17 protein-coding genes are annotated in these 20,963 nt (G+C 40.5%); 11 read left to right on the forward strand and 6 right to left on the reverse strand.

Annotated features, from left to right (window positions below; all coding sequences use genetic code 11):
• Positions 1-25: 25 nt before the first annotated feature.
• Genes ffh through rpsP form a run of 3 tightly spaced genes read left to right on the forward strand, consistent with a single transcriptional unit; the run spans position 26 to position 2,333 of the window.
• The gene (ffh, locus tag BN200_RS03305) at positions 26-1,597 is read left to right on the forward strand and encodes a signal recognition particle protein (protein ID WP_019221028.1); all 1,572 of its coding nucleotides are present in this window, start codon (positions 26-28) and stop codon (positions 1,595-1,597) included.
• Between the two features lie 24 nt (positions 1,598-1,621).
• Positions 1,622-1,951 (forward strand): chorismate mutase, encoded by a 330-nt coding sequence (locus BN200_RS03310; RefSeq protein ID WP_034988903.1) that lies wholly within the window; start codon positions 1,622-1,624, stop codon positions 1,949-1,951.
• Between the two features lie 16 nt (positions 1,952-1,967).
• Positions 1,968-2,333 (forward strand): 30S ribosomal protein S16, encoded by a 366-nt coding sequence (rpsP, locus tag BN200_RS03315; RefSeq protein ID WP_019221030.1) that lies wholly within the window; start codon positions 1,968-1,970, stop codon positions 2,331-2,333.
• A gap of 132 nt (positions 2,334-2,465) precedes the next feature.
• On the opposite strand, the gene BN200_RS03320 is transcribed toward rpsP, so the two are convergent.
• A complete protein-coding gene (locus BN200_RS03320; protein WP_019221031.1) occupies positions 2,466-2,669 on the reverse strand; it encodes a DUF1674 domain-containing protein in 204 nt (67 codons plus the stop codon).
• Between the two features lie 84 nt (positions 2,670-2,753).
• Between BN200_RS03320 and htpX the strand changes: the two genes are divergently transcribed.
• The 5 genes from htpX (at position 2,754) to BN200_RS08655 (ending at position 9,194) form a co-directional block, all read left to right on the forward strand.
• Positions 2,754-3,791, forward strand: a complete 1,038-nt coding sequence (htpX, locus tag BN200_RS03325) for a zinc metalloprotease HtpX (protein ID WP_034988684.1) — start codon at positions 2,754-2,756, stop codon at positions 3,789-3,791.
• 35 nt (positions 3,792-3,826) lie between these two features.
• The gene (locus BN200_RS03330; protein WP_034988686.1) at positions 3,827-5,194 is read left to right on the forward strand and encodes an RsmB/NOP family class I SAM-dependent RNA methyltransferase; all 1,368 of its coding nucleotides are present in this window, start codon (positions 3,827-3,829) and stop codon (positions 5,192-5,194) included.
• Between the two features lie 64 nt (positions 5,195-5,258).
• Positions 5,259-6,965: a heparinase II/III family protein gene (locus tag BN200_RS03335; RefSeq protein ID WP_019221034.1), complete on the forward strand. Its 1,707-nt coding sequence runs from the start codon at positions 5,259-5,261 to the stop codon at positions 6,963-6,965.
• A 166-nt stretch (positions 6,966-7,131) separates the two neighbouring features.
• Positions 7,132-8,748, forward strand: a complete 1,617-nt coding sequence (gene purH, locus BN200_RS03340) for a bifunctional phosphoribosylaminoimidazolecarboxamide formyltransferase/IMP cyclohydrolase (protein ID WP_019221035.1) — start codon at positions 7,132-7,134, stop codon at positions 8,746-8,748.
• Between the two features lie 293 nt (positions 8,749-9,041).
• Positions 9,042-9,194, forward strand: a complete 153-nt coding sequence (locus BN200_RS08655; RefSeq protein ID WP_081585529.1) for a DUF1127 domain-containing protein — start codon at positions 9,042-9,044, stop codon at positions 9,192-9,194.
• Between the two features lie 1,735 nt (positions 9,195-10,929).
• Here BN200_RS08655 and BN200_RS03350 read toward each other — a convergent pair.
• Complete coding sequence (locus BN200_RS03350; protein ID WP_019221038.1) at positions 10,930-11,715, reverse strand: SURF1 family protein; 786 nt, start codon at positions 11,713-11,715, stop codon at positions 10,930-10,932.
• A 280-nt stretch (positions 11,716-11,995) separates the two neighbouring features.
• Here BN200_RS03350 and rpmB point away from each other — a divergent pair, with 280 nt between their 5' ends.
• On the forward strand, positions 11,996-12,289 hold the full coding sequence (rpmB, locus tag BN200_RS03355; RefSeq protein ID WP_019221040.1) for a 50S ribosomal protein L28: 294 nt from the start codon (positions 11,996-11,998) through the stop codon (positions 12,287-12,289).
• Positions 12,290-12,407: 118 nt separating this feature from the next.
• Complete coding sequence (locus BN200_RS03360) at positions 12,408-13,079, forward strand: VUT family protein (protein WP_019221041.1); 672 nt, start codon at positions 12,408-12,410, stop codon at positions 13,077-13,079.
• Between the two features lie 2,605 nt (positions 13,080-15,684).
• Here the strand turns inward: BN200_RS03360 and cobT are convergent.
• The 3 genes from cobT to BN200_RS03385 form a co-directional block, all read right to left on the reverse strand.
• Complete coding sequence (gene cobT, locus BN200_RS03375; protein WP_019221047.1) at positions 15,685-17,592, reverse strand: cobaltochelatase subunit CobT; 1,908 nt, start codon at positions 17,590-17,592, stop codon at positions 15,685-15,687.
• A gap of 14 nt (positions 17,593-17,606) precedes the next feature.
• Positions 17,607-18,593 (reverse strand): cobaltochelatase subunit CobS, encoded by a 987-nt coding sequence (gene cobS / locus BN200_RS03380; RefSeq protein WP_019221048.1) that lies wholly within the window; start codon positions 18,591-18,593, stop codon positions 17,607-17,609.
• 359 nt (positions 18,594-18,952) lie between these two features.
• Positions 18,953-19,573, reverse strand: coding sequence for a J domain-containing protein (locus BN200_RS03385; protein ID WP_019221049.1), 621 nt, complete (start codon positions 19,571-19,573; stop codon positions 18,953-18,955).
• A gap of 118 nt (positions 19,574-19,691) precedes the next feature.
• Here BN200_RS03385 and BN200_RS03390 point away from each other — a divergent pair, with 118 nt between their 5' ends.
• Positions 19,692-19,970 carry a BolA family protein gene (locus BN200_RS03390; protein ID WP_034988905.1) on the forward strand — a complete coding sequence of 93 codons (279 nt, stop codon included), beginning with the start codon at positions 19,692-19,694 and terminating at the stop codon, positions 19,968-19,970.
• Between the two features lie 24 nt (positions 19,971-19,994).
• On the opposite strand, the gene BN200_RS03395 is transcribed toward BN200_RS03390, so the two are convergent.
• Positions 19,995-20,963: a tyrosine recombinase XerC gene (locus tag BN200_RS03395; RefSeq protein WP_019221051.1), complete on the reverse strand. Its 969-nt coding sequence runs from the start codon at positions 20,961-20,963 to the stop codon at positions 19,995-19,997.

Here is a 20,963-nt window from a genome sequence, read left to right on the forward strand (position 1 = left end):
TCGTTATGCAGCAATGAGGTAAATGATGTTTGAATCCTTACAAGAACGCCTTGGCTCTATCCTGTCTCATTTGACAGGGCGTGGTGCTTTGTCGGATCAGGATGTAACAGAGGCACTGCGCGAAATTCGCCGCGCTTTGTTAGAGGCCGATGTCGCACTCGATGTCGCACGTTCTTTTACCGATAGGGTTCGTGAAAAAGCTGTTGGGGCTGCAATTGTTAAATCAATTAAACCTGGACAGATGGTTGTGAAAATCGTTCATGATGAGCTGGTTCATGTGCTGGGAAATGAAGGTGTTCTCAATGATCTCAATGCACCAGCACCTGTTGTTTTCATGATGGTTGGTTTACAGGGTTCTGGGAAAACAACGACAACAGCAAAGTTGGCAAAGCGTTTGACCCATAAGCATAATAAAAAAGTTCTCATGGCGTCGTTAGATACACGCCGTCCTGCTGCACAGGAGCAACTGCGTCAATTAGGAGAACAAGCAACACTTGCAACTTTGCCCATTATTGCAGAACAATCGCCCGTTGATATCGCAAAACGTGCACTACAGGCCGCTAAACTGAGCGGTTATGATGTGCTGCTTCTTGATACAGCAGGACGTAGTCATATTGATGAAGCTTTGATGCTTGAATTGGCTGAAATTAAAGCTTGTTCCCTTCCTCATGAAATTCTGTTGGTTGCTGATAGCCTGACTGGTCAGGATGCTGTTCATTTGGCACGTTCTTTTGATGAACGGGTTGGAATTACAGGAATTGTTTTAACACGTATGGATAGTGATGGTCGTGGTGGGGCTGCCCTTTCTATGCGTGCTGTGACGGGGAAACCGATTAAAGCAATCGGAATCGGCGAAAAAATAGACGATTTGGAAGAGTTTCATCCTACTCGTATTGCTGATCGTATTCTTGGAATGGGTGATATTGTTTCTTTGGTGGAAAAAGCTGCTGAAATAATGGATCATGAGAAAGCGGCCGCTTTTGCAAAAAAGATGCAAGCCGGGAAATTTGATCTTAATGATCTCGCAGATCAATTGCAAAAAATGAAAAAACTTGGTGGTATGGGGGGCATTATGGGAATGTTGCCAGGTTTGGGGAAGGTAAAAGATCAAATTGCTGCGGCTGGTCTTGATGATAGTGTGTTTAATCGTCAATTGGCTATTATTTCGTCAATGACGCCTTTAGAGCGCGCCAATCCAGAGTTATTGAAACATAGCCGTAAACAACGAATCGCTAAAGGTTCTGGAACCAGTGCTGCTGATATTAATAAGCTTTTGAAAATGCATCGCCAAATGGCGGATATGGTGAAAGCTATAGGAGGTAAGGGAAAAGGCGGTTTCATGGGAAAAATGTTTGGAGCACTTGGATCTAAAATGGGGCTGGGGGGAATGGGAGATTTGGGAGGAGATTCTGCAGCTCTGCCTGATCTATCAGGATTTGATCCAAAGCAACTCTCAAAACTTCAAAAGCAGATAGAAAGTGGTCAGGGAGGGAATGTACTCCCAGGTCTTCCAGGGCGTGGAGCTCCGTTTCCTGGTCTTTCCAATGGTACTGCCAATAGAGGGGGCAATTTTCCTCAGCATCCCAAGAAAAAATAAGATGCAAAGAGGGAAGGACATATGATGCAGGAAAAAATATTCAGTGAGTTGGCCTGTTTACGACAGTCTATTGATAATTTTGATGTGACGTTAATTCATATTTTAGCAGAGCGGTTTCGTTGTACGCAGGCTATTGGGCGTTTAAAAGCCCGTTATAATTTGCCCGCAGTTGATCCTCTGCGTGAGCAACATCAGATAAAGCGTCTGCGGCAATTCGCTGTAGAAACCCATCTCGATCCTGATTTTGCTGAGAAATTTTTAAAATTTATCATTAAAGAAGTCGTGCACCAGCATGAAGTTATTGCTGAAAAGCAAAAAATGAATAAAGAAAATTTAAACGAAAGCCAGAGCTGACAATAGGAGATAAAATATGGCATTGAAAATTCGTTTGTCCCGTGGAGGCTCAAAAAAGCGTCCTTATTATCACATCGTCGTTGCGGATGCTCGTAGTCCGCGCGATGGACGGTTTCTTGAGCGTGTTGGTGCATGGGATCCAATGTTGCCTAAAGATGGACCACGTGTGAAGTTGAATGAAGAGCGTATTCAATATTGGCTTGGTCAAGGGGCACAGCCAACAGATCGCGTTTTGCGGTTTTTGGATGCCGCTGGGTTAAAAAAGCGTCCCATCCGCAATAACCCGCACAAAGGTGAACCAGGCAAAAAAGCACAAGAACGCATAGCAGCAGCAAAGCAAGCAGCTGAAGAAGCGGCTGCTTTAGCAGCTGAAGAAGCGTGATTGTTCTTCAAATATAATCAGATCTATCTTATAACAGCGTTTATATCGAAGCACGAATGTTATCAGTTTTTGTCTGTCAAAACTGATCTTCTTTAAAAGGGTGTGTGGCTTTTTAAAGCCAATGTGAGTTTCTTAAAAGTCAATAGCGCGGCCTTTAATTTCCCAGTCTCCATAGCGTGAAGGGTCTTTGCCGCCGCGTCCACCGTTTTCTAAAGGTTTTTCTTCCTTTGTTTCATGTTTACGCCTTTCTTCAGCCTCATTAAGGGCACGTTGTGCGGCCGGAGAAAGGGGTTGTTGTTGAGCAGAAATTGCGTTTTGTTTATTTATTTTATCCATTTTATGTCTTTCTTTATTGAAGAAGTAAAAAGAAAACCCCATCATATAGAAGTAATAATATTTTATCATGGAGTTTTTTGAGTCATGAACATAATGCGTACAGCAATGCTTTTGGCTTTTATGACTGCTCTTTTTATGGGAGTTGGTTATCTGGTTGGCGGAAGCAATGGGATGGTTATCGCGCTTTTGATGGCTGGTGGTTTAAACTTTTTTTCTTATTGGAATTCGGATAAAATCGTTCTTCGTATGTATGGTGCGCGTGAAGTCGATCAACATTCGTCTCCCGTTTATTATAAGATTGTAAGCGATTTAGCACGAAGAGCTTCTCTTCCTCAGCCAAAAATTTATATTATTGAAAATGCACAGCCAAATGCTTTTGCTACGGGGCGTAATCCTCAGAATGCGGCTGTTGCTGCCAGTACTGGATTGTTAAACCAGTTGAGTGCAGAAGAAGTGGCTGGAGTGATGGCGCATGAGCTTGCACATATTGAACATCGTGATACGTTAACGATGACCCTCACCGCAACGATTGCTGGAGCAATTTCAATGCTTGGTAATTTCGCTTTTTTTATGGGGGGACAGCGTCATTCTTCTGAAAATTCTCATGGTGCTGGGGCAATCGGGGGACTTATTGCCCTGTTGATTGCACCTTTTGCTGCAATGCTGGTGCAAATGGCTATTAGTCGCACCCGTGAATATGCTGCTGATAGGCGAGGGGCTGAAATATGCGGTAATCCTTTATGGTTGGCTTCAGCATTGCGTAAAATCGCAGGCGGTGGGCATGTGGTATACAATGAAGAAGCAGAACATAATCCGGCAACAGCGCATATGTTTATTATCAATCCTTTACGGGGTGAGGGGGCAGATAGTCTTTTTTCTACCCATCCGGCAACGGCAAATCGTATTGCTGCTCTTCATCGGCAAGCAGAAGAAATGAAAGCAGCAAGAATGGAAAACATGGGATGGAATGAAAAGAGCGGTTTGCATAAAGAAAATAGTGATTTTGGAAATTTGGATTCTGCTGTGCAAACGAGGGACTTTAGCGAAGAAAATCCTGTTCAGCGTGTTAAAAAACGTCCTTCTTGGCTTCGTTATGAAGATTCAAAGAGACCTCGATCATAAAGTTCTTCAGGAGATAGAGGTATAAAGGTGTTGTATTGAAACACAGGAAAGCGGGGCCTATGTCCGAAAAAAATGTTCCAGGATTAGCTGTCCGGCAGGTATCTGTTCGTCTTTTAGGGGCGGTGCTTGATAAAAAGACCTCTCTTTCTGGTTTGACGGATAATGAACATGGACATCCACAATATTTAGGGCTTTCACAGCGAGATCGTTTGTTGTGTCGTGCCATTTTGGCAGCGGCGTTGCGGCATCGAGGGCAGATTATAGATGCTTTAGCGCGCTTTTTGATGCGCCCTTTGCCGTCACAAGCACTTTCACTTCAGCATCTTTTGCATATCAGTGTGGCGCAAATTCTTTACCTTGATATTCCTGATCATGCGGCTATTGATTTAGCTGTACGTGTGGCAAAACTTGATCCGCGTATGTACCGTTTTTCAGGGGTGGTGAATGCTCTTTTACGCAATGTTGCACGTGAGGCGATATTTTTACGCCAGCAAGCTCCTCATCTTGAAGGCGTTCCTATATGGTTTGCACAGCTTTTAGTGTCAACTTATGGAAAAGAAAAAGCTGATCAGATTTTAGAAATTCAAAGTGCTCCACCTCCTGTTGATGTAACGGTGAAATCTGATAGTCATGGATGGGCACAACGGTTGGGCGGTGTTGTTTTGCCCAATGGTTCGGTTCGGCTGAGCCGTTTGGAGGGGGCTGTTTCTGAATTACCAGGCTATAGGGAAGGGGACTGGTGGATTCAAGATTTTGCCGCAGCATTGCCTGCTTGTTTACTGGGAAATATTCAGGGTAAACAGGTTGTTGATCTTTGTGCAAGCCCCGGCGGGAAAACAGCACAACTGGCTTTACAAGGGGCTGAGGTGACAGCGATTGAACTCTCTGCTAATCGGCTAAAACGCTTGCAGGCAAATATGGAGCGACTTCATTTTTCAGTTCACTACTGTGAGGGAGATGTGAAAAATTTCCATCCCAAACAGCTTTTTGACGCTGTGCTTCTTGATGCGCCTTGTTCTTCTACAGGAACAATACGTCGTCATCCGGATATTTTATGGACGAAATCGAGGAGCGATATCGTTAAATTAGCGGCTTTGCAATATAATTTACTTGTCGCAGCAATTGCTTTGCTAAAGAGAGGAGGACGCATTGTGTTTTCCAATTGTTCCTTAGCTAAAGAAGAAGGGGAAGATCTCATTGCAAGAATTTTATCAGAGCGTGATGACATTGTTTTAGAGCCTATCCTTGCAGAGGAAATGGGTGTTATGGCCCATTTGCTCTCTGTTGAGGGCATTTTGCGTACAACGCCTGCTGATTTTTGTCAGGAAAATTCTAATGCCACGAAAAATATCTTTTTAGGAATGGATGGTTTTTTTGCAGCGCGCTTGCGAAAAGTAGCTTAATTAACGGTTCATTTACTAAAATGGCTGAAATTGTGCTCGATTCAGCACAAATGGAGATAAGATTGTGGCGATTGCGGTAAAAGGTCCTCAAATAAAGGCAGCGGACTTTGTCTATAGAGCACACCAGTTTATACGGCGTTTATGGGTTGGACCACTGTTTCGTTGGCGGTTTTCGGGGTTTCGTCCCCATAAAATTTTAGCGCATCCTATGGATTTGCATTTAGCTGATCCGTTGATGGCGCACGAATTTTATCATGGACGTTTTCCTTTTGCGGGTCATATTGTTCATTCTGGTGCTGTTTCTCCTTTTTCATTGGTTCCACCAACGCAGGAATGGGAGGCGGCTCTTCATGATTTTCATTGGTTGCGTCATATGGCGGCAGCGGAGAGTGATTTAGCGGCTGCGCATGCGCGCGCACTCTTAGAAGATTGGCTTGATCAATGGGGCAAGAAAGTAAAGGGACTTGCTTGGAGTCGTCCGGTTGTGGCGCGGCGTTTGATTTCGTGGATTTGTCATTCAAAAATGTTGTTACAAGGGGCGAGTAAGCGGTTTGAAAAACGCTTTTTGCGTGCACTTGGATTCCAGTTTCGTTATTTGCGTATAACGATTTATAGTATGGAAAACAATGAGCAACGTTTACAAGCAGCAGCTGCTTTGACATTCGCTTCTCTTGCTTTGCCTGTTTCGGAGGCAATGAAAAAAAAAGTACAATCCTTTCTTATCGAAGAGCTTTCGCGTCAGATCTTGGTTGATGGCGGTCATATTTCCCGTAGCCCTGTCATTTTGCTGAATTTGTTATCCGATTTATTGTCTTTGCGTCATCTTTTTATGCATAGCAATGAAACAGCACCGCGTGTTCTTATTGATTCTGTTGAACGTATGTTGCCGGCTTTGCGGTTTTTTATCCATGAAGATCAAACATTAGCCCATTTTAATGGGGTTGGTCCCCTTGTCTTAGAACGCTTATCAAAACTTTTAGAGTTCGATGAGACAGCCGGACATCCTTTTAGTTATGCACGGTATTCAGGATTTCAGCGTTTACAAGCTAATCAAACAACGGTGCTTGCCGATACAGGAAAGTTTCCACCACGCTGTGCTGCTGAGCATGCTGGTTCGGGGTGTTTGTCTTTTGAAATGTCTTCTCAGGGAAGTCGTTTTATTATCAATACGGGTGTTCATTCTCATGGATGTGAAGAATATCGACATTTAGGACGTGTGACCGCAGCGCATTCAACAGCAACAGTTAATGATTGTTCGGTGGGTGTCTTTTATAAAAAGAGAAAGGGTGTTGCTTTTTTGCTTGAGGGACCAACGGATGTTAAAGTGCGCCGTATAGAGGATTCAGAGAAAACCGGTTTTGTTGCCAGCCATAATGGGTATGTGCAAGCTTTTAATCTTGTTCATGAACGTGGTCTTATTTTAGCAACAAATGGGGAAATGATCGAGGGTTTTGATCGCTTTTTTACCCCAAACAAGCGACTCTCAAAGAGAAATAAGGACATGCAAAGTGAACAAAATAACGTTGCTGTTCGCTTTCATCTTCATCCGCAAGTGGAAGTCAATTATGATGGTGAGCGTGTACGTTTAGCTGCGAGCGATGGGCAAGAGTGGTATTTCATATCACCTGATGCGGATATTTGCCTTGAAGATTCAATTGATTTTGCTGAACAGACGGGTCCGCAACGTACACAACAGATTGTTTTGTATTTTCGTCCTGCATTTCAGGAAAAAGTTCGTTGGCGTTTTATCCGTCGTTCGTTGGAGCAATGATTCGCTCCTTGTTTTTAAGAGAAAAATTGTTCTTTAGCTATTAAAAAACAGTCTCTTCTTTTTGTGTATTTTCATAAAGGCATGTGCTATGAATCTATAAATTGGTTTTATGCATATAAACCGGTTTTTCTTGAATTTTAATTATTTCTTTTTTAGGGTTCCTGTTATGGGTGTTGTTGCAAAAAATTTTCCCATACCTGATCTTCATCGGGTCCGTCGTGTTCTTCTTTCTGTGTCTGATAAAACGGGTGTGGTTGCGTTTGCACAGGCACTTCACACTTACGGTGTTGAATTGATTTCTACAGGAGGAACAGCGAAAGCCTTAATGGATGCTGGTTTACCCGTAAAAGATGTTGCTGAAGTTACAGGATTTCCCGAAATAATGGATGGACGTGTCAAAACACTCCATCCTTTGATCCATGGTGCTCTTTTGGGAGTAAGAGAAGATCCTAGCCACGCAGCCGCTATGGAGCAGCATCGCATTCATGGAATCGATCTTTTGGTGGTCAATCTTTATCCTTTTGAAGAAACTGTTCAATCAGGTGCTGATGGACAAACAATTCTTGAAAATATTGATATTGGTGGACCGGCAATGATTCGCGCCGCGGCAAAAAATCATGCTTATACGGGGGTTATCACAGCGGTGCGTGATTATGATGCAGTTCTTTCTGAGTTAAAGAAACATGATGGGTGTTTGAGTTTTTCTATGCGACAACAGCTAGCAATGCGTGCTTATGCGCACACGGCTGCTTATGATGCGGCGATAGCGGCTTGGTTTGCAAAAGAGTTAAAAATTGAGACACCCGCTTGGCAGAGCTTTTCGGGTCATCTTGAAAATGTTATGCGCTATGGGGAAAATCCCCATCAACAAGCAGCATTTTATCGCAGTGGTGAAAAACGTTTTGGTGTTGCAACAGCCAAACTTTTACAAGGTAAAGCACTCTCTTATAACAATGTGAATGATACAGATGCAGCATTTGAACTTGTGGCAGAATTTGATCCACAAAAAACTGCTGCTGTTGCGCTTATTAAACATGCTAACCCTTGTGGGGTTGCTGAAGGGCAGACTTTAAAGGAAGCTTATTTGAAAGCTCTGCTGTGTGATAATGTCTCGGCATTTGGTGGAATTGTTGCTTTAAATCGCCCCCTTGATGCAGAATGTGCAGAAGAGATTATCAAAATTTTCACGGAAGTGATTATTGCTCCTGATGCGACAATGGAGGCTCGTGAAATTATTGCAGGCAAAAAAAATCTTCGGTTGTTGCTAACAGGGGGGATTCCTGATCCACGGTGTGGAGGGTTTCTTGCTAAAACCCTTGCTGGTGGGATTTTAGTGCAGTCGCGTGATAATGTGGTGGTTGATGATCTCAAGCTGCAAGTGGTGACAAAGCGTGCACCAAGTCAAGAGGAAATGCGTGACCTTCAATTTGCTTTTCGTGTGGTCAAACATGTCAAATCAAATGCTATTGTTTATGCAAAAAATAGTGCAACAGTTGGAATTGGTGCTGGACAGATGAGTCGTGTTGATTCAGCAAAAATTGCTGCACGTAAAGCTGAAGAAAGTGCAAAAAGAGCTGGTTTAACAGAGTCTCTCACTAAAGGGTCTGTTGTTGCATCGGATGCCTTTTTTCCTTTTGCAGATGGTTTGTTGGCAGCTGCTGGCGCAGGCGCTACGGCGGTTATTCAACCGGGTGGATCTATGCGTGATGAAGAAGTGATTGCTGCTGCTGATGCAAAGGGTTTAGCCATGGTTTTTACAGGTGTAAGGCATTTTCGTCATTAGTGCTTTTATTCTTAGGGTGTTGATCTTTTCAATTAAGATAATTTTTTAATCAATTTCATGGAAAATAGGTGTGGTTGCGTTTACATAAGTGCTTCACAATTATCCGCTTTAGTTGAATTTTATTTCGGGTGGAGCAACAAACAAAATCTTAATGCCTGCTGCTTTATTTTTATAAAGATGCTGCCAATCCTGTTTTAAGTGCATGGCAGGTATGTCTTTATAGCACAACTCTTTTTTATTATTTTCTCTATAATACGTCCTATAAGTTGTAGTGTAAGCGTTGGGGAAGAGAGATGAATATTCTGCGTTCTTATAGTAAATGGCGTCGGTATCGTCGGACGCTTAATGCCTTGAGTCGTCTTTCAACATATGAACTCAATGACCTTGGTATTTATCGAGGTGATATTGATTCTATTGCACGACGGTGTTCACGTAAGTCGTCGTAATATGATGGGCATTTGGCCAGTAAAGCGCGTGCTTTATGTGAAAATGTCACGTGAGGTGGTTTCACGGTATTTTCTAATTTCTAAGAAGATTACGTGCCTTAGGTTTTCAGGCTCGCTGATGAGTGAGTGAAAGCGTTTCCTTATATCTTTAAGAGAGAGGAAGGTTTTCGCTTTTACAAGGTGGTGCTCATGAGGTGTCATTATGTATTTTATGTTCAGCATGAAAACTTAAGGCACGAGAGTGGCAGCTCTTAAGTCTCTGTGCAATGGGCTTTTTCAATTTCTTATTTCAATTTCTTAAGTGAGAAAAGGTTTGGTGAGAAAAGGGGCGGGAGTATAGGCCAAAGTTCCGAAAGAAAATGCTCTTATGAGAAGATGCATTGAGTCTTTGGCTTTATGAAAGAAGTCTTCGATAAGCTGGTGTGGTTTTGATTTGAAAGTTTTGATTTGAAAAGTCTTTACTAGGGGTTTGTCTGTTTTTCTATTGGAGCAGGGAATGGCGGGCATGTCCGTTTTGCTTTTTCAGTCTTTCTCTTCGTATTTTTGAAGCAGGGCTTTTGGCAGCAAGAGTTTGCTTTTGGCAGAAAGGGTTTTTGTATTTTTATCCTCTCTAACAGGTTAAGTGGTGAGGGGGAGGATTACTGTCATTTTTCAAAGTGAGAAAAGCATAAAACTTAGGTTCCCTGTCCATTCTAGCATGATATTTCAAGCGTAAGTTTTGGCTTGTACAATGTTTTCTTCTGATGGTTATTTTTCTATAGTTCGCAAACGGAAGACTCAAGTCGACAATAGTGGGATTAATCCTCATAGAGAGGATATTATAACCCATAGTTTTTGATAAGCTCTTCCAAAACAAAATACCAAATCTCTTTCTGCTACTAGGATTTATAAAGTTTGTTGATTAATGATGTTCCCTTATTATGTTATGGTTTCTTTTATGATTTAAGTTACTGATTTATAAAGATAAATAATTGTTCTGCAATTGGAATGGGAACTTAGAATAACGTAAGTTTCTCTCATTTCAATTTTCTTATAGTGAATCACTCAAAATGAATCTCTTGCATGTTGTAGTTGAGTTTTGTGTTTGGGTAAAACTCTTCAAGAAGGGAGTAAAAGTGCTTTTTATGCATTGTTTCAAGTGCTAAGAGTTGCAGCATTCTTTTGAGTTGATCAATAAAATGATGGTGCCGGCTTGCATTTTTTTAAATGTAAAGAAGTTGGTGTACAATGGCTTTACTACTATTACCTTTCACGGATGCCGTCGTGAAAGAGGTTTGGGAGTGCTGAGAGATGTCTTTTTAAAACAAGCACATGCATTTGCAATAAAATAGTGTTTTTTTTGAAGTTTTTTGTTTTGGGCGCTCTGTTTTGTATACACCACTTGCCTGATTGTTTGAGGATAAAGGGACGTACTCGTTCTTGAATTTTAGCGTTTGAATAATTGAACGCCTTTCAATAAAAGGATTGGAGTAGGCGTTTTTTGTTCTTACACATATCTGAGAGATTTTTCTTAATAAACTGTCATTTTTTTGCCAATCCCTACATTTTATTAATGAAAACTTCTCTTGAGTTAAGAGACTTGTTTTTTACAAAGGGAATGTTCCCATTACTCTCATTTTTCTTAATTCAAGTGTACAAAAGTTCATGATGCTTTTTCATGAAAAATGCACCTTTTGAAGTGAAAATACTTAGCATCTCATTTTAAGATGTGAAGAGCATTTTCTTTATGGTGTTTTCAGCTTTTTTGCCGTAGCAGAAAAAAAGAAGCTCCTAGAATACCAGCAGCTAAGATAAACCATGTGAGAGCGTAGACAAGGTGATTATTGCGGAAATGTACAATGGTGAGACCAGCAATGGGAAGTTTTTCCTTTGGGGCTGTTTTTTTGCCGGCGTCAATAAAATAAGGAGCAACGGACGACAGCCCAAGTTTTTGGGCCATAGCGGGGAGATCACGTGTGTACCATAAATTCTTGTCAGGATTATTTTTGCGTGGAAAAAAACCATTTTTTTCACTCATGCGTAACAAACCGATGATTGTGGTTTGTTGTGTATCTGCGGTAAAATCCGTATGAATTACAGTGTCCGTTTGTGATTGTTCTGAGTTTTGAAAGTCATGGCGTGCATCCATGGGGATAAAACCACGATTCACAAAGGTCAGTGTGTTGTCAGCTGTTTGTAAAGGGGTCAAAACCCAATAGCCGCTGGTCTCTTGAGCAACAGCAGTGACCAAAATATTTTTATCTCTCAAAAATTTTCCAGTGATCACGACAGGTCGATACTCATCTTTTTCAAAAGTAACATGTGCCCATTGATTCTGGACAGGGGCTTTGATGGGAGGCAAATGAACACGTTGATTAGCACTGGTAATAAGATTTGTTTTCCAGTTTAATCGTTGTACTTGCCATACACCTAATGCACTAAAGAGAAGAAAAAAACACGTACATAATATGCCGAACAAAAGAGAAGAAAAACCGATGTGTTTTTGTTGAAGCTCTGTCATGGGGGGATCTGTTTTGCTCATGATTAACGCTTCCTTTTACGCTCGTGAAGATTCTTTTAACACGGTACATGTTAAAAGAAAACATTTTGTCCGTTTTTTAATTGAGAAGAGAGGGGAGAATGAGTCTATAATAGAGATGCAAAAGGCTTTATAAAAGACTTGACCTTTTGTTGTTAACACCCTATTAGAAACACAAATTCCCAATCTTGCCGTTGAAGGGAAATTCGTGCCTGTGGTGCATTTATTCTCTTTTTCCAGTGTTGGGATTTGAAAGTTTTTTAGAGTTTATAAGGTGAAGTTTATGTCTCGTGCCTGCGAATTGACAGGGAAAGCAGTCCAGTATGGCAATAATGTTAGCCATGCGAATAATAAAACCCGTCGTCGTTTTTTACCAAATCTTTGCAATGTGACATTGATTTCCGAAGTGTTGCAGCAGAGTTATCGTTTGCGCGTTTCGGCAAGTGCTTTGCGTTCTGTTGAGCATCGCGGTGGTCTTGATGGGTTTTTGGTCAAAGCGGATGATAAAGAATTATCACAACGGGCTCGTTTGTTAAAACGCCAGATTGTTAAGAAAAAAGCTGAACAAGCGGCGTAATCGCCTTTGTTTATCGGCGGGGTCTGGGGGTTATGCTTTCCTTATAGAAGCCATATTTTTTGGTCTTTTTGCTGTTTGATCACTGTATTTAGGTCATTCCATACCGTTAGGTTAAAAAATGTTTTCAGTCCGTGCTTCTTTATTGGCACAGAAAAAAAATAAATATATTGCTTTTGCTAGTCTTGCGATGGGTTTTGCTGTGACCATTTCCAATGTTTTGGTTCAGTATCCTGTCTACTGGTTTGGCTTGAATGATCTTTTGACTTATGGCGCTTTTACCTATCCCATTGCTTTTCTGATCAACGACTTAACCAATCGTTTTTATGGTCCGGCTGCTGCACGCTATGTGGTTTATGCTGGTTTCTTTTCTGGTTTTTTTGTTTCTTGGGTATTAGCTACTCCACGCCTTGCGATTGCTTCTAGTTCAGCATTCTTATTTGGACAACTTCTCGATATCTTAGTTTTTAGTCCTTTGCGACGTAAAGCATGGTGGAAAGCGCCTTTAGCCGCAGGCTTGGTCGGTTCAGCTTTGGATACTGTTCTATTTTTTGCAATCGCTTTTTCTAGCTCTTTTGCCTTTATTGATCAGATGACAGGTTATGCGAATAGTTCAATCGTAGAAAGCAGTGTTTTCTTGGGGGTTGAGTTGCCGGTTTGGTTTTCACTTACTTTTGGTGATTTTACGATAAAAATTATCATGAGTTTTTTAATGCTAATTCCTTATGGAACAATTCTTAGTAATTTTAATCTCCCTCTTTATCAAAGTTATTCAAAAAACACTTCACTTTGACTTGTGACAATAACAAATAGAAATTTTGTCCTGTTGTTTTTTTGAAAGTAAACTGCATCTTCTGTTTGTAAGGGTAGTGTTTTAGAATCATCTCTTGAAGAGATATTATCGTATAAATCTCTCGTATTTTGCTCTGGTTTTAAGCTTTTGAATTTTAGTAGATTCTCATTTTCTAGAGATTTATGCTTATACGCATCGTAGACAATACAATTCTTTCTCATGTGATTATTTTTTTGGATGATGGAAATCATAAAGAATACTCTCCAAATAATTCTTATCCAGTGCAGAAAAGCTTTTAAAAAACTTTTTAGAAGAAGTCATAAAGAGAGAAAAGAACTAATGGTGATTTTAGTCATTTCCGATGATCAGGAAAAGGTCAATATATTGACTTCTAAAGATTCTTTATTGTTTTGCAATTTGAATGAGAATCGCGCTTATCGTAAGCCTCTCTTATTTTTAATCTGTTTACGCTATCAATAAAATCATTCGCTTGTCTATTATATCTGAGATATGTGTGTAGATAAAAACTGTTTCTAAAAGCTGGAAAACATCTCTTCTGAACCGTCTTCAGTGCTAAGAGCTGGTACATTGAAAGCTGAAAAAGGCAATGCTGCTGTTGGTTTTTTCCTGCATAAGTGGACAAGGGTTTATAAAGCAGGTGAAGGGTGTGGGGGCATCGTCTTGAAACGACTAAAATGGGTGCTCTGTTTATGACACTGCTTATGAAAAGGCTACTCCTTAAGAGAGGGATGTATGAAGGAGCACGCCGGCACCATCATATTGCCAGCCCTCAAGGTTGCGAAAGCTCTTGGCACTGAAGACGGTTCATGAGGTGTATTTAGTCCTTTCTTGTACAGTTTTACCCATAGGCTAGCTCCGCTTGTGGTGTGCAAGCAAGTGATTTTGATTGATTCAACATACACAGATTTAAAATGAGAGATGCTTACGATATTCGCGGTTCTCATTCAATATGAATAACGCTATATTATCTATATAGATCAATGTGTTGTATGAAGAAGCAGCAAGACGAGAGAATTTGTATCTTCATCTTGGTGTGAAACAAATCTCCGCAGATAGCTGGAGAGATAAGCAAAGAGTGCTAGAGTTTGTTTTAAAAGCCCTGAAAATGTGACTACAACTTTTGGGCGAGCGGTTAACAAAATCTGCTCATTGGGCAAGTCAATAAAATTGGCAAGGGCACCTTTAGCTTTTTTATGAAACCCGTGTCCAAAATATTTTTGGCAAGTTAATACCCTCATACTCTTTGCCAGTCCCTAATCTTATTAAAGATCTTGGCATTGGAGATGATTCATAAGCGATATTTTAATCCTTTTTTACTCATTTTTCCAATATGCCAGCCCTGCTTTTGATGTGCAAGCAGATGATTTTGATTGATTGGCTATGAGAGGCTTTGTGATGAGAAAATCTCACGATATTTAGGATTTTTATTCAAGCTGCAAAATGATGAATAATCTTTATAAAACAATATATTGTGTACTGGGTGATGATATTTGATATGTTTTTTCATGCTCAGTTAACATTATATGAGTGCAACGTGGTGTGGTTAAAACATTCCGGTGATCCCATATATGTGTAATGGTCATAAATTTCACTGATGCCTAAACGGATGATGCACTATTTGTTTTTTGCTAGGTTATAGGTGTAATAACTGTCCGATATAACAGACAATAGAGTAGGTGCAAGTTATTTTATAGGCTCTGTAAATATATATGATGGGATTTATGAGGTGTTTTTGAGGCAACGGACTAGATTTTTTAGAACCCAATACTCGCAAAAAGCTTGCTTTAAATAAGAAAAATGTTTGCAAATGGAAAACGTGGCAAAATCTCTTGAGTTTGTTAAATGGATGCTTGCAAATTATGAACTGGGTATAAATAGACCAACAGTATTTCTCATAACTGCCGATCACGCGACTTATGATATAAGATTTGCGCTGGCTTCTCATTGGTGATGGTGAGAGGTTTCAAAATATAGCGAAAGCTGGAAAAGGCAAAAATGGTGGGTTTTAAAGCGTATATCATTTCTTCTTAACGGATGAAAAGTTTGGTTCTGTAGCTTATAAAACCTATCGTAATGCAAAAATAATCCTTTTGAAAATACAGTGGAGCTCGCGACGAAACTCTATAGAAAGTTGCAAGAGAGTTTCTTCAAAACATCAATGACAGAAAAGAAGTCGAGGTGATTTTTTTCTTTTTCAAAATTCATTTTCAAGTATCACACTAAGGCTAAAAAAGTTAATCTCATAACTCCACGAGATTTAACTTTACTATTTTCTCAAATAAAAAATGAAGGGGCGTATCTTTTTTATTTTTTTGTCATTTGTGGCTGATTTTTTAGCAAATTAAACTCTTTGTTTCCTTTTTTAAAAGGCGGGTTTTGGGATTTTTACAGACTTGTTTAAAACTTTCAAAGATCTTCCAAAGTCTTCTCTCATTTTGACCACCAAATCCTTATTTTTGCGATTTCTAGGTGTGAGAATCTGTTTTGGCGAAATTTTCATTTAATGGTAGAAAATATCCATAAAAACAATAAATTATCACTTTTTGCCTCACTTACCTCTTTCTATTTTTTATAAAACTTGCTGTCAGACGACAAGTCTTTTATGAGGATAGGGTTTTTTATCGCTAAAAAGCATTTCTAATTGTTGTGTTATGGCGCCAGCAAGTTCTTCGGCATTCATAATTGTTACAGCGCGTTGATAATAGCGTGTAACATCATGACCAATGCCAATGGCAATAAGTTCTATGGGTGAATGTGTTTGAATTTCCTCAATTACTGCCCGTAAATGCTTTTCCAGATAATTGCTGGAATTCACCGAGAGTGTTGAATCATCAACAGGCGCTCCATCAGAAATGACCATGAGAATACGACGTTGTTCACGCCGTAATAAAAGGCGTTGATGTGCCCAAATCAATGCTTCACCATCAATATTTTCTTTCAGCAACCCTTCTTGCATCATGAGACCTAAATTGCGTCGTGCCCGACGCCATGGGGTATCAGCACTTTTATAGATGATATGACACAAATCATTAAGGCGACCAGGATGATGGGGTTTGTTTTGGTTGAGCCACTGTTCGCGGGATCTTCCTCCTTTCCAATTCTTGGTGGTAAAGCCTAAAATTTCAACTTTAACACCACAACGTTCAAGAGTTTGTGCCAGAATATCCGCACAACTTGCCGCAACCGTAATGGGGCGTCCTCGCATTGATCCGGAATTATCAATAAGCAATGAAACAACAGTGTCGCGAAAGTGGGTATTGCTTTCCATTTTGAAAGAGAGCGCTTGCATGGGGTCAATGATAAGGCGGGGAAGCTTTGCTGTATCGAGATATCCTTCTTCAAGGTCAAAATTCCAATTGCGATTTTGTTGTGCCATAAGACGGCGCTGTAAGCGATTTGCTAAGCGCCCAACAATGTTTTGGAGATGATTAATGTGCTTATCAAGGCAATGACGCAAATGGTCCAATTCTTCTTCAGAACAAAAATCTTTTGCTTCTAAAACTTCGTCAAATTGGCGAGTGAAAACTTTGTAATCAGCAAGCCTTTCCATTTGTTCTGCAACGGCGAAAAGGCGCTTGGATTGGTTCGATTTTTCTTGCCAACCGCTTCTTTCTTGCTCTTCTTCAGCTTGGTCATTGTCATTTGACCGTGTTGCTTGCGTTTTCCCTTGGTCTCGTGTATCACTTTCGTGTTCAGTTTCTACTTCTTCTTCATTTTGGGCACGTTTCTCGTTTTTGTTTTCTTGTTCCGTTTGGTTGTGTGGTTCACACTGGTTTTTTGATTTTTCATTGTTTCCAGTTTCAGATGTTTCTTCCAGTTGAACTGCCATTTTGAGTGCAACAAGCATTTGACGAACAATATGCGCAAAAGCATGTTGGTTGTGAATATGGTATGCGAGTTCATTCAGTTCTGATGCGGCTTTTTGTTCGATTTCTTGACGCCACAATTCTAATACAGGTCCAGCTTCTTTTGGAGGAGGGCGTTCGGTTATCTTTTCACGCAATAAAAGAGCAATCGCTTCTTGGATGGGCGCTTCACTTTGGGTACTTATCTTTTGATAATGGGCTCTTTGATATTTATCAGCTAGCATTTTATCAAGATTTTGTGCAATTCCCTCCATACTTAAAGTGCCAATTGCTTCAACCCGTGTTTGCTCGAGAGCATCAAAAACAGCACGTGCTTCTGATTCGAGTGGTGCGAATTGTGCGTGAATACGCTTATCATGCCATGCTGTGCGTAGAGCCATCGAATCCCCTAGTCCACGGGTGATGGTTATCTCTTTCTTTGTTGCATGTTGCGCTAATTCCGGTAAACGCGCATAATTTTCATGCAAAGATGGCTTGTGGTGACTAAAAGAAACTTCAAGGTTGTGCGTGCCTGCAATTGCTCGAATACAGCTGGAAATAGCTTTTTTAAAAGCTTCCACATCAAGGGTGCTGGTAGGAGAGTCCTTTGTCAGATTTTGGCTGTTATTGTCAGTATCGGTAGCCATGATTGATCTATCCCTTAAGGCAAGATGCTCTGAATCAGAGATTCTGGAAGCTCTTGTCCAAAGGCACGTTGATAAAATTCTGCGACCGTGGCACGTTCGAGTTCATCACATTTATTAAGAAAAGTTAAGCGGAAGGCAAATCCAATATTTTGAAAAATTGTTGTATTTTCTGCCCAAGTAATCACAGTACGTGGGCTCATGACCGTTGAAAGATCTCCATTGATAAAAGATTTCCGGACCATATCAGCAACATGCACCATTTGTGAAATTGTCTTTTTGCCCTCAACCGTTTGAAAAGATTTGACCTTGGAACAAATGATATCAACTTCTTTATCGTGGGGTAAATAGTTTAAAATCGTCACAATAGACCAGCGGTCCATTTGCGCCTGATTGATTTGCTGCGTACCATGATAAAGCCCTGTTGTATCACCAAGACCAATGGTATTGGCCGTTGCAAAAAGACGAAATGCTGGATGAGGGGAAATAACACGATTTTGATCAAGCAAGCTCAATCGTCCACAGGCTTCAAGAACGCGTTGGATGACAAACATAACATCTGGACGACCTGCATCATATTCATCGAAAACAAGAGCAATATTATTTTGATAAGCCCATGGCAAAATGCCTTCTTTAAATTCAGTGATTTGCAAACCATCTTGCAAAACAATGGCGTCTTTTCCCACCAAATCAATACGGCTAACATGACTATCGAGGTTAATTCGGATACAGGGCCAGTTTAGGCGTGCTGCAACTTGTTCAATATGCGTTGATTTCCCTGTGCCATGATAACCAGAAACCATAACACGGCGGTTGAAGGCAAAACCTGCTAAAATTGCTAAAGTCGTTTGCGGATCAAAAAGATAATGAGCATCTAAATCAGGAACATGGGGGCTTTTTGTGCTAAAAGCAGGGACTTTCATATCTGTATCAATATGAAACAGATCGCGAGCGCAGACTGTGAGATCTGGCACATTTTCAGCTATAAGTTTTGTTTTTGTCATCATTTTTCTGGAAGGGAAAGGGTGCTCTTTTTTTTCGTTGGTTTAAAAACGATACAAGAGTTAAAGCACTTATGCAATGCCCTATAATAGATAAAAGAAGTCCTTTATATTTTATCATATTTTGTGAAAACGATGATGGTTTGAACGAAAGTGGAGTTGTGGGGGCACACATCTTTTAGCGCAAACTCGATTTTTGAAGCAAATTATTAGCTGTGAAAATATCACAGAACTAATGTTTTGAAGACCGTTGCTATCAATGAGAGCGAGAATAGTGTTTTTTAACGGCTCTTTGATATTTTGTTATCAGAATACACTCTCTTGCTCTTAAAGGGCAAGCAGGATTATTAAGATGTACGTTTTTAGCACAAACCAGATTTTTTGAGTAAATTATAGGCGTTTAGAACATCACGAAAACGCTCTTCTGAAGAACGGTTGCCTCCATTGGAATCAGGATGGTGTTTTTTTACCAGCTCTTTGTATTTTGCTTTAATATCTTCAGCAGAAGCATTTGCTTGTAACCCTAATGTCTCAAAAGCTTTAGCTTCTAAGGGTTTTAATTTTCGTGAAAAACGATTGGTTGAATGACGCTCGGTAAATAGTGTGAAGGGATCGCGCAGACGATTTTGATAGGCTGCTGTACCAGAGCGAATTTGTGCATAATTTGCAGATGTTTTTTTCGACGTTCCATTGCTAAAATCGGTAGGCCATGTAGGCCGATGTCCTGTAAGGGCATCCTTTTGAAATTTTGCAATATCTTTATCACTAAGGCCAGAGAAGTAATTAAAATTTTTATTATAAGCACGCACATGATCAATACAAAAATGTAAATACTGGCCTTCGTGATTTCGGCCCGCTGGTGCTTTATGGGAGGCTGCTTTTTCACATCCTTCCCATTGGCATTTCTGCGCTTCTTCCTCAGCCTTTTGTTTTTTATTGGAGCTGATTCGAATAGAGTCGAATAATTTAGATGTTATCGTCATATCTTTGGTTTATGCAAAATCAATTGATTTGACAAGAATTGACTTTTTAAAAATTTATTTTCACACTTATTTGGTTATAAAACAAGGCGTATTGCATTCATTTTGTGAAGGAACAAAAATGTCTACGGCGATTCAAACAACAATTAGCAAAAAGCTTCAGGATGCCTTTTGCCCGCAAAAGCTTGAGGTGATTAACGAGAGTCATCTTCATGCGGGGCATCCTCATCATGAACATGCTTTTGATGGGAAGGGAGAAACACATTTCCGGGTGAAAATTTTGTCTGCTGCTTTTTCGGGCATGACGCGGGTAGAAATACATCGTGCGATTTATAAAGTTTTACAGAAAGAGTTAGCAACATGTGTTCATGCTTTGGCGCTTGAAGTTCAATCTGTTTAATGTATCTTTTATTTATAAAGTCTTTCAAGCACGGGGGTGTGCTTTTTTATAAATTTCTAACAAGTGCTCTGTATCTACATGGGTATAGGCTTGCGTGGTGGAAAGACAAGCGTGGCCTAGGAGCTCTTGGATGCTGCGCAAATCTCCTCCACGTGATAAAAGATGGGTGGCAAAAGAGTGACGCAGTGTATGCGGGGTGGCAGTTTCCGGTAAACCAAGATATGCGCGTAAGTTTCGCACAGTTCTTTGAATAATGGCTGGCTGCAAGGCCCCCCCTCGTGCACCACGGAACATCGGTTGATTGTCTACTAAAGGATACGGGCAGCATTTCAGATAATTTTGTACTGTTTCGTAAACCACTTTCATGAGAGGAATAAGACGTGTTTTTCCTCCTTTCCCAGTCACAAATAAACTTGTTTTTTGCGGATCAGAAAATTGTTCTGGTGTGAGCGCTAGCGCTTCAGATATTCGCATTCCACAGCCATAGAGAAGCATTAAAACAGCAGCATTACGAGCAGTAATCCATGGTTCATTTTCCTGTTGATTTTCTTGTTTGACTAAATGCAGAGCTGATTTTACAGCCAAGGGTTTTGGTAGCGATTTTGGCTGTTTGGGGGTTCGGACCAGTTTAGCACCAGGGATGTCGACAATCCCTTCGCGGGATAAATAGTTGAAAAAAGAACGTAGTCCTGCCATTCCACGGCTTAAAGAGCGCGCGCTTATATCCTGTTTGCGGCGGTAAGCCAGATAAGCACGAAAGTCAATAACACGCAAATTGGCGAGATCAGTAAAGGTTGGTGTGTGTCCAAGATGTTGACAGAGAAAAAACAAAAATTGTCGTGTATCACGCTCATAGGCTTGTATTGTATGTGCTGCCATACGACGTGTTCCTAAAAGATTATCCAGCCAATTTTTCCTTGCAGTTAAAACAAGAGGAGCAGCCGGGATTAGAGAGCAATTTTTGTCTTTTCTACTGTCCTTTTTTGGGGGCAT

The organism is Bartonella senegalensis OS02 (genome assembly GCF_000312545.1).
GTDB classification, from domain to species: Bacteria; Pseudomonadota; Alphaproteobacteria; order Rhizobiales; family Rhizobiaceae; genus Bartonella; species Bartonella senegalensis.

Bases quoted from the DNA above. Each gene is read 5' to 3' on its own strand.
- ffh (WP_019221028.1), top strand. From the start codon at position 26: ATGTTTGAATCCTTACAAGAACGCCTTGGCTCTATCCTGTCTCATTTG.
- BN200_RS03310 (WP_034988903.1), top strand. From the start codon at position 1,622: ATGCAGGAAAAAATATTCAGTGAGTTGGCCTGTTTACGACAGTCTATT.
- rpsP (WP_019221030.1), top strand. From the start codon at position 1,968: ATGGCATTGAAAATTCGTTTGTCCCGTGGAGGCTCAAAAAAGCGTCCT.
- BN200_RS03320 (WP_019221031.1), bottom strand. From the start codon at position 2,669: ATGGATAAAATAAATAAACAAAACGCAATTTCTGCTCAACAACAACCC.
- htpX (WP_034988684.1), top strand. From the start codon at position 2,754: ATGAACATAATGCGTACAGCAATGCTTTTGGCTTTTATGACTGCTCTT.
- purH (WP_019221035.1), top strand. From the start codon at position 7,132: ATGGGTGTTGTTGCAAAAAATTTTCCCATACCTGATCTTCATCGGGTC.
- BN200_RS08655 (WP_081585529.1), top strand. From the start codon at position 9,042: ATGAATATTCTGCGTTCTTATAGTAAATGGCGTCGGTATCGTCGGACG.
- BN200_RS03350 (WP_019221038.1), bottom strand. From the start codon at position 11,715: ATGAGCAAAACAGATCCCCCCATGACAGAGCTTCAACAAAAACACATC.
- rpmB (WP_019221040.1), top strand. From the start codon at position 11,996: ATGTCTCGTGCCTGCGAATTGACAGGGAAAGCAGTCCAGTATGGCAAT.
- BN200_RS03360 (WP_019221041.1), top strand. From the start codon at position 12,408: ATGTTTTCAGTCCGTGCTTCTTTATTGGCACAGAAAAAAAATAAATAT.
- cobT (WP_019221047.1), bottom strand. From the start codon at position 17,592: ATGGCTACCGATACTGACAATAACAGCCAAAATCTGACAAAGGACTCT.
- cobS (WP_019221048.1), bottom strand. From the start codon at position 18,593: ATGACAAAAACAAAACTTATAGCTGAAAATGTGCCAGATCTCACAGTC.
- BN200_RS03385 (WP_019221049.1), bottom strand. From the start codon at position 19,573: ATGACGATAACATCTAAATTATTCGACTCTATTCGAATCAGCTCCAAT.
- BN200_RS03390 (WP_034988905.1), top strand. From the start codon at position 19,692: ATGTCTACGGCGATTCAAACAACAATTAGCAAAAAGCTTCAGGATGCC.
- BN200_RS03395 (WP_019221051.1), bottom strand. From the start codon at position 20,963: ATGCCCCCAAAAAAGGACAGTAGAAAAGACAAAAATTGCTCTCTAATC.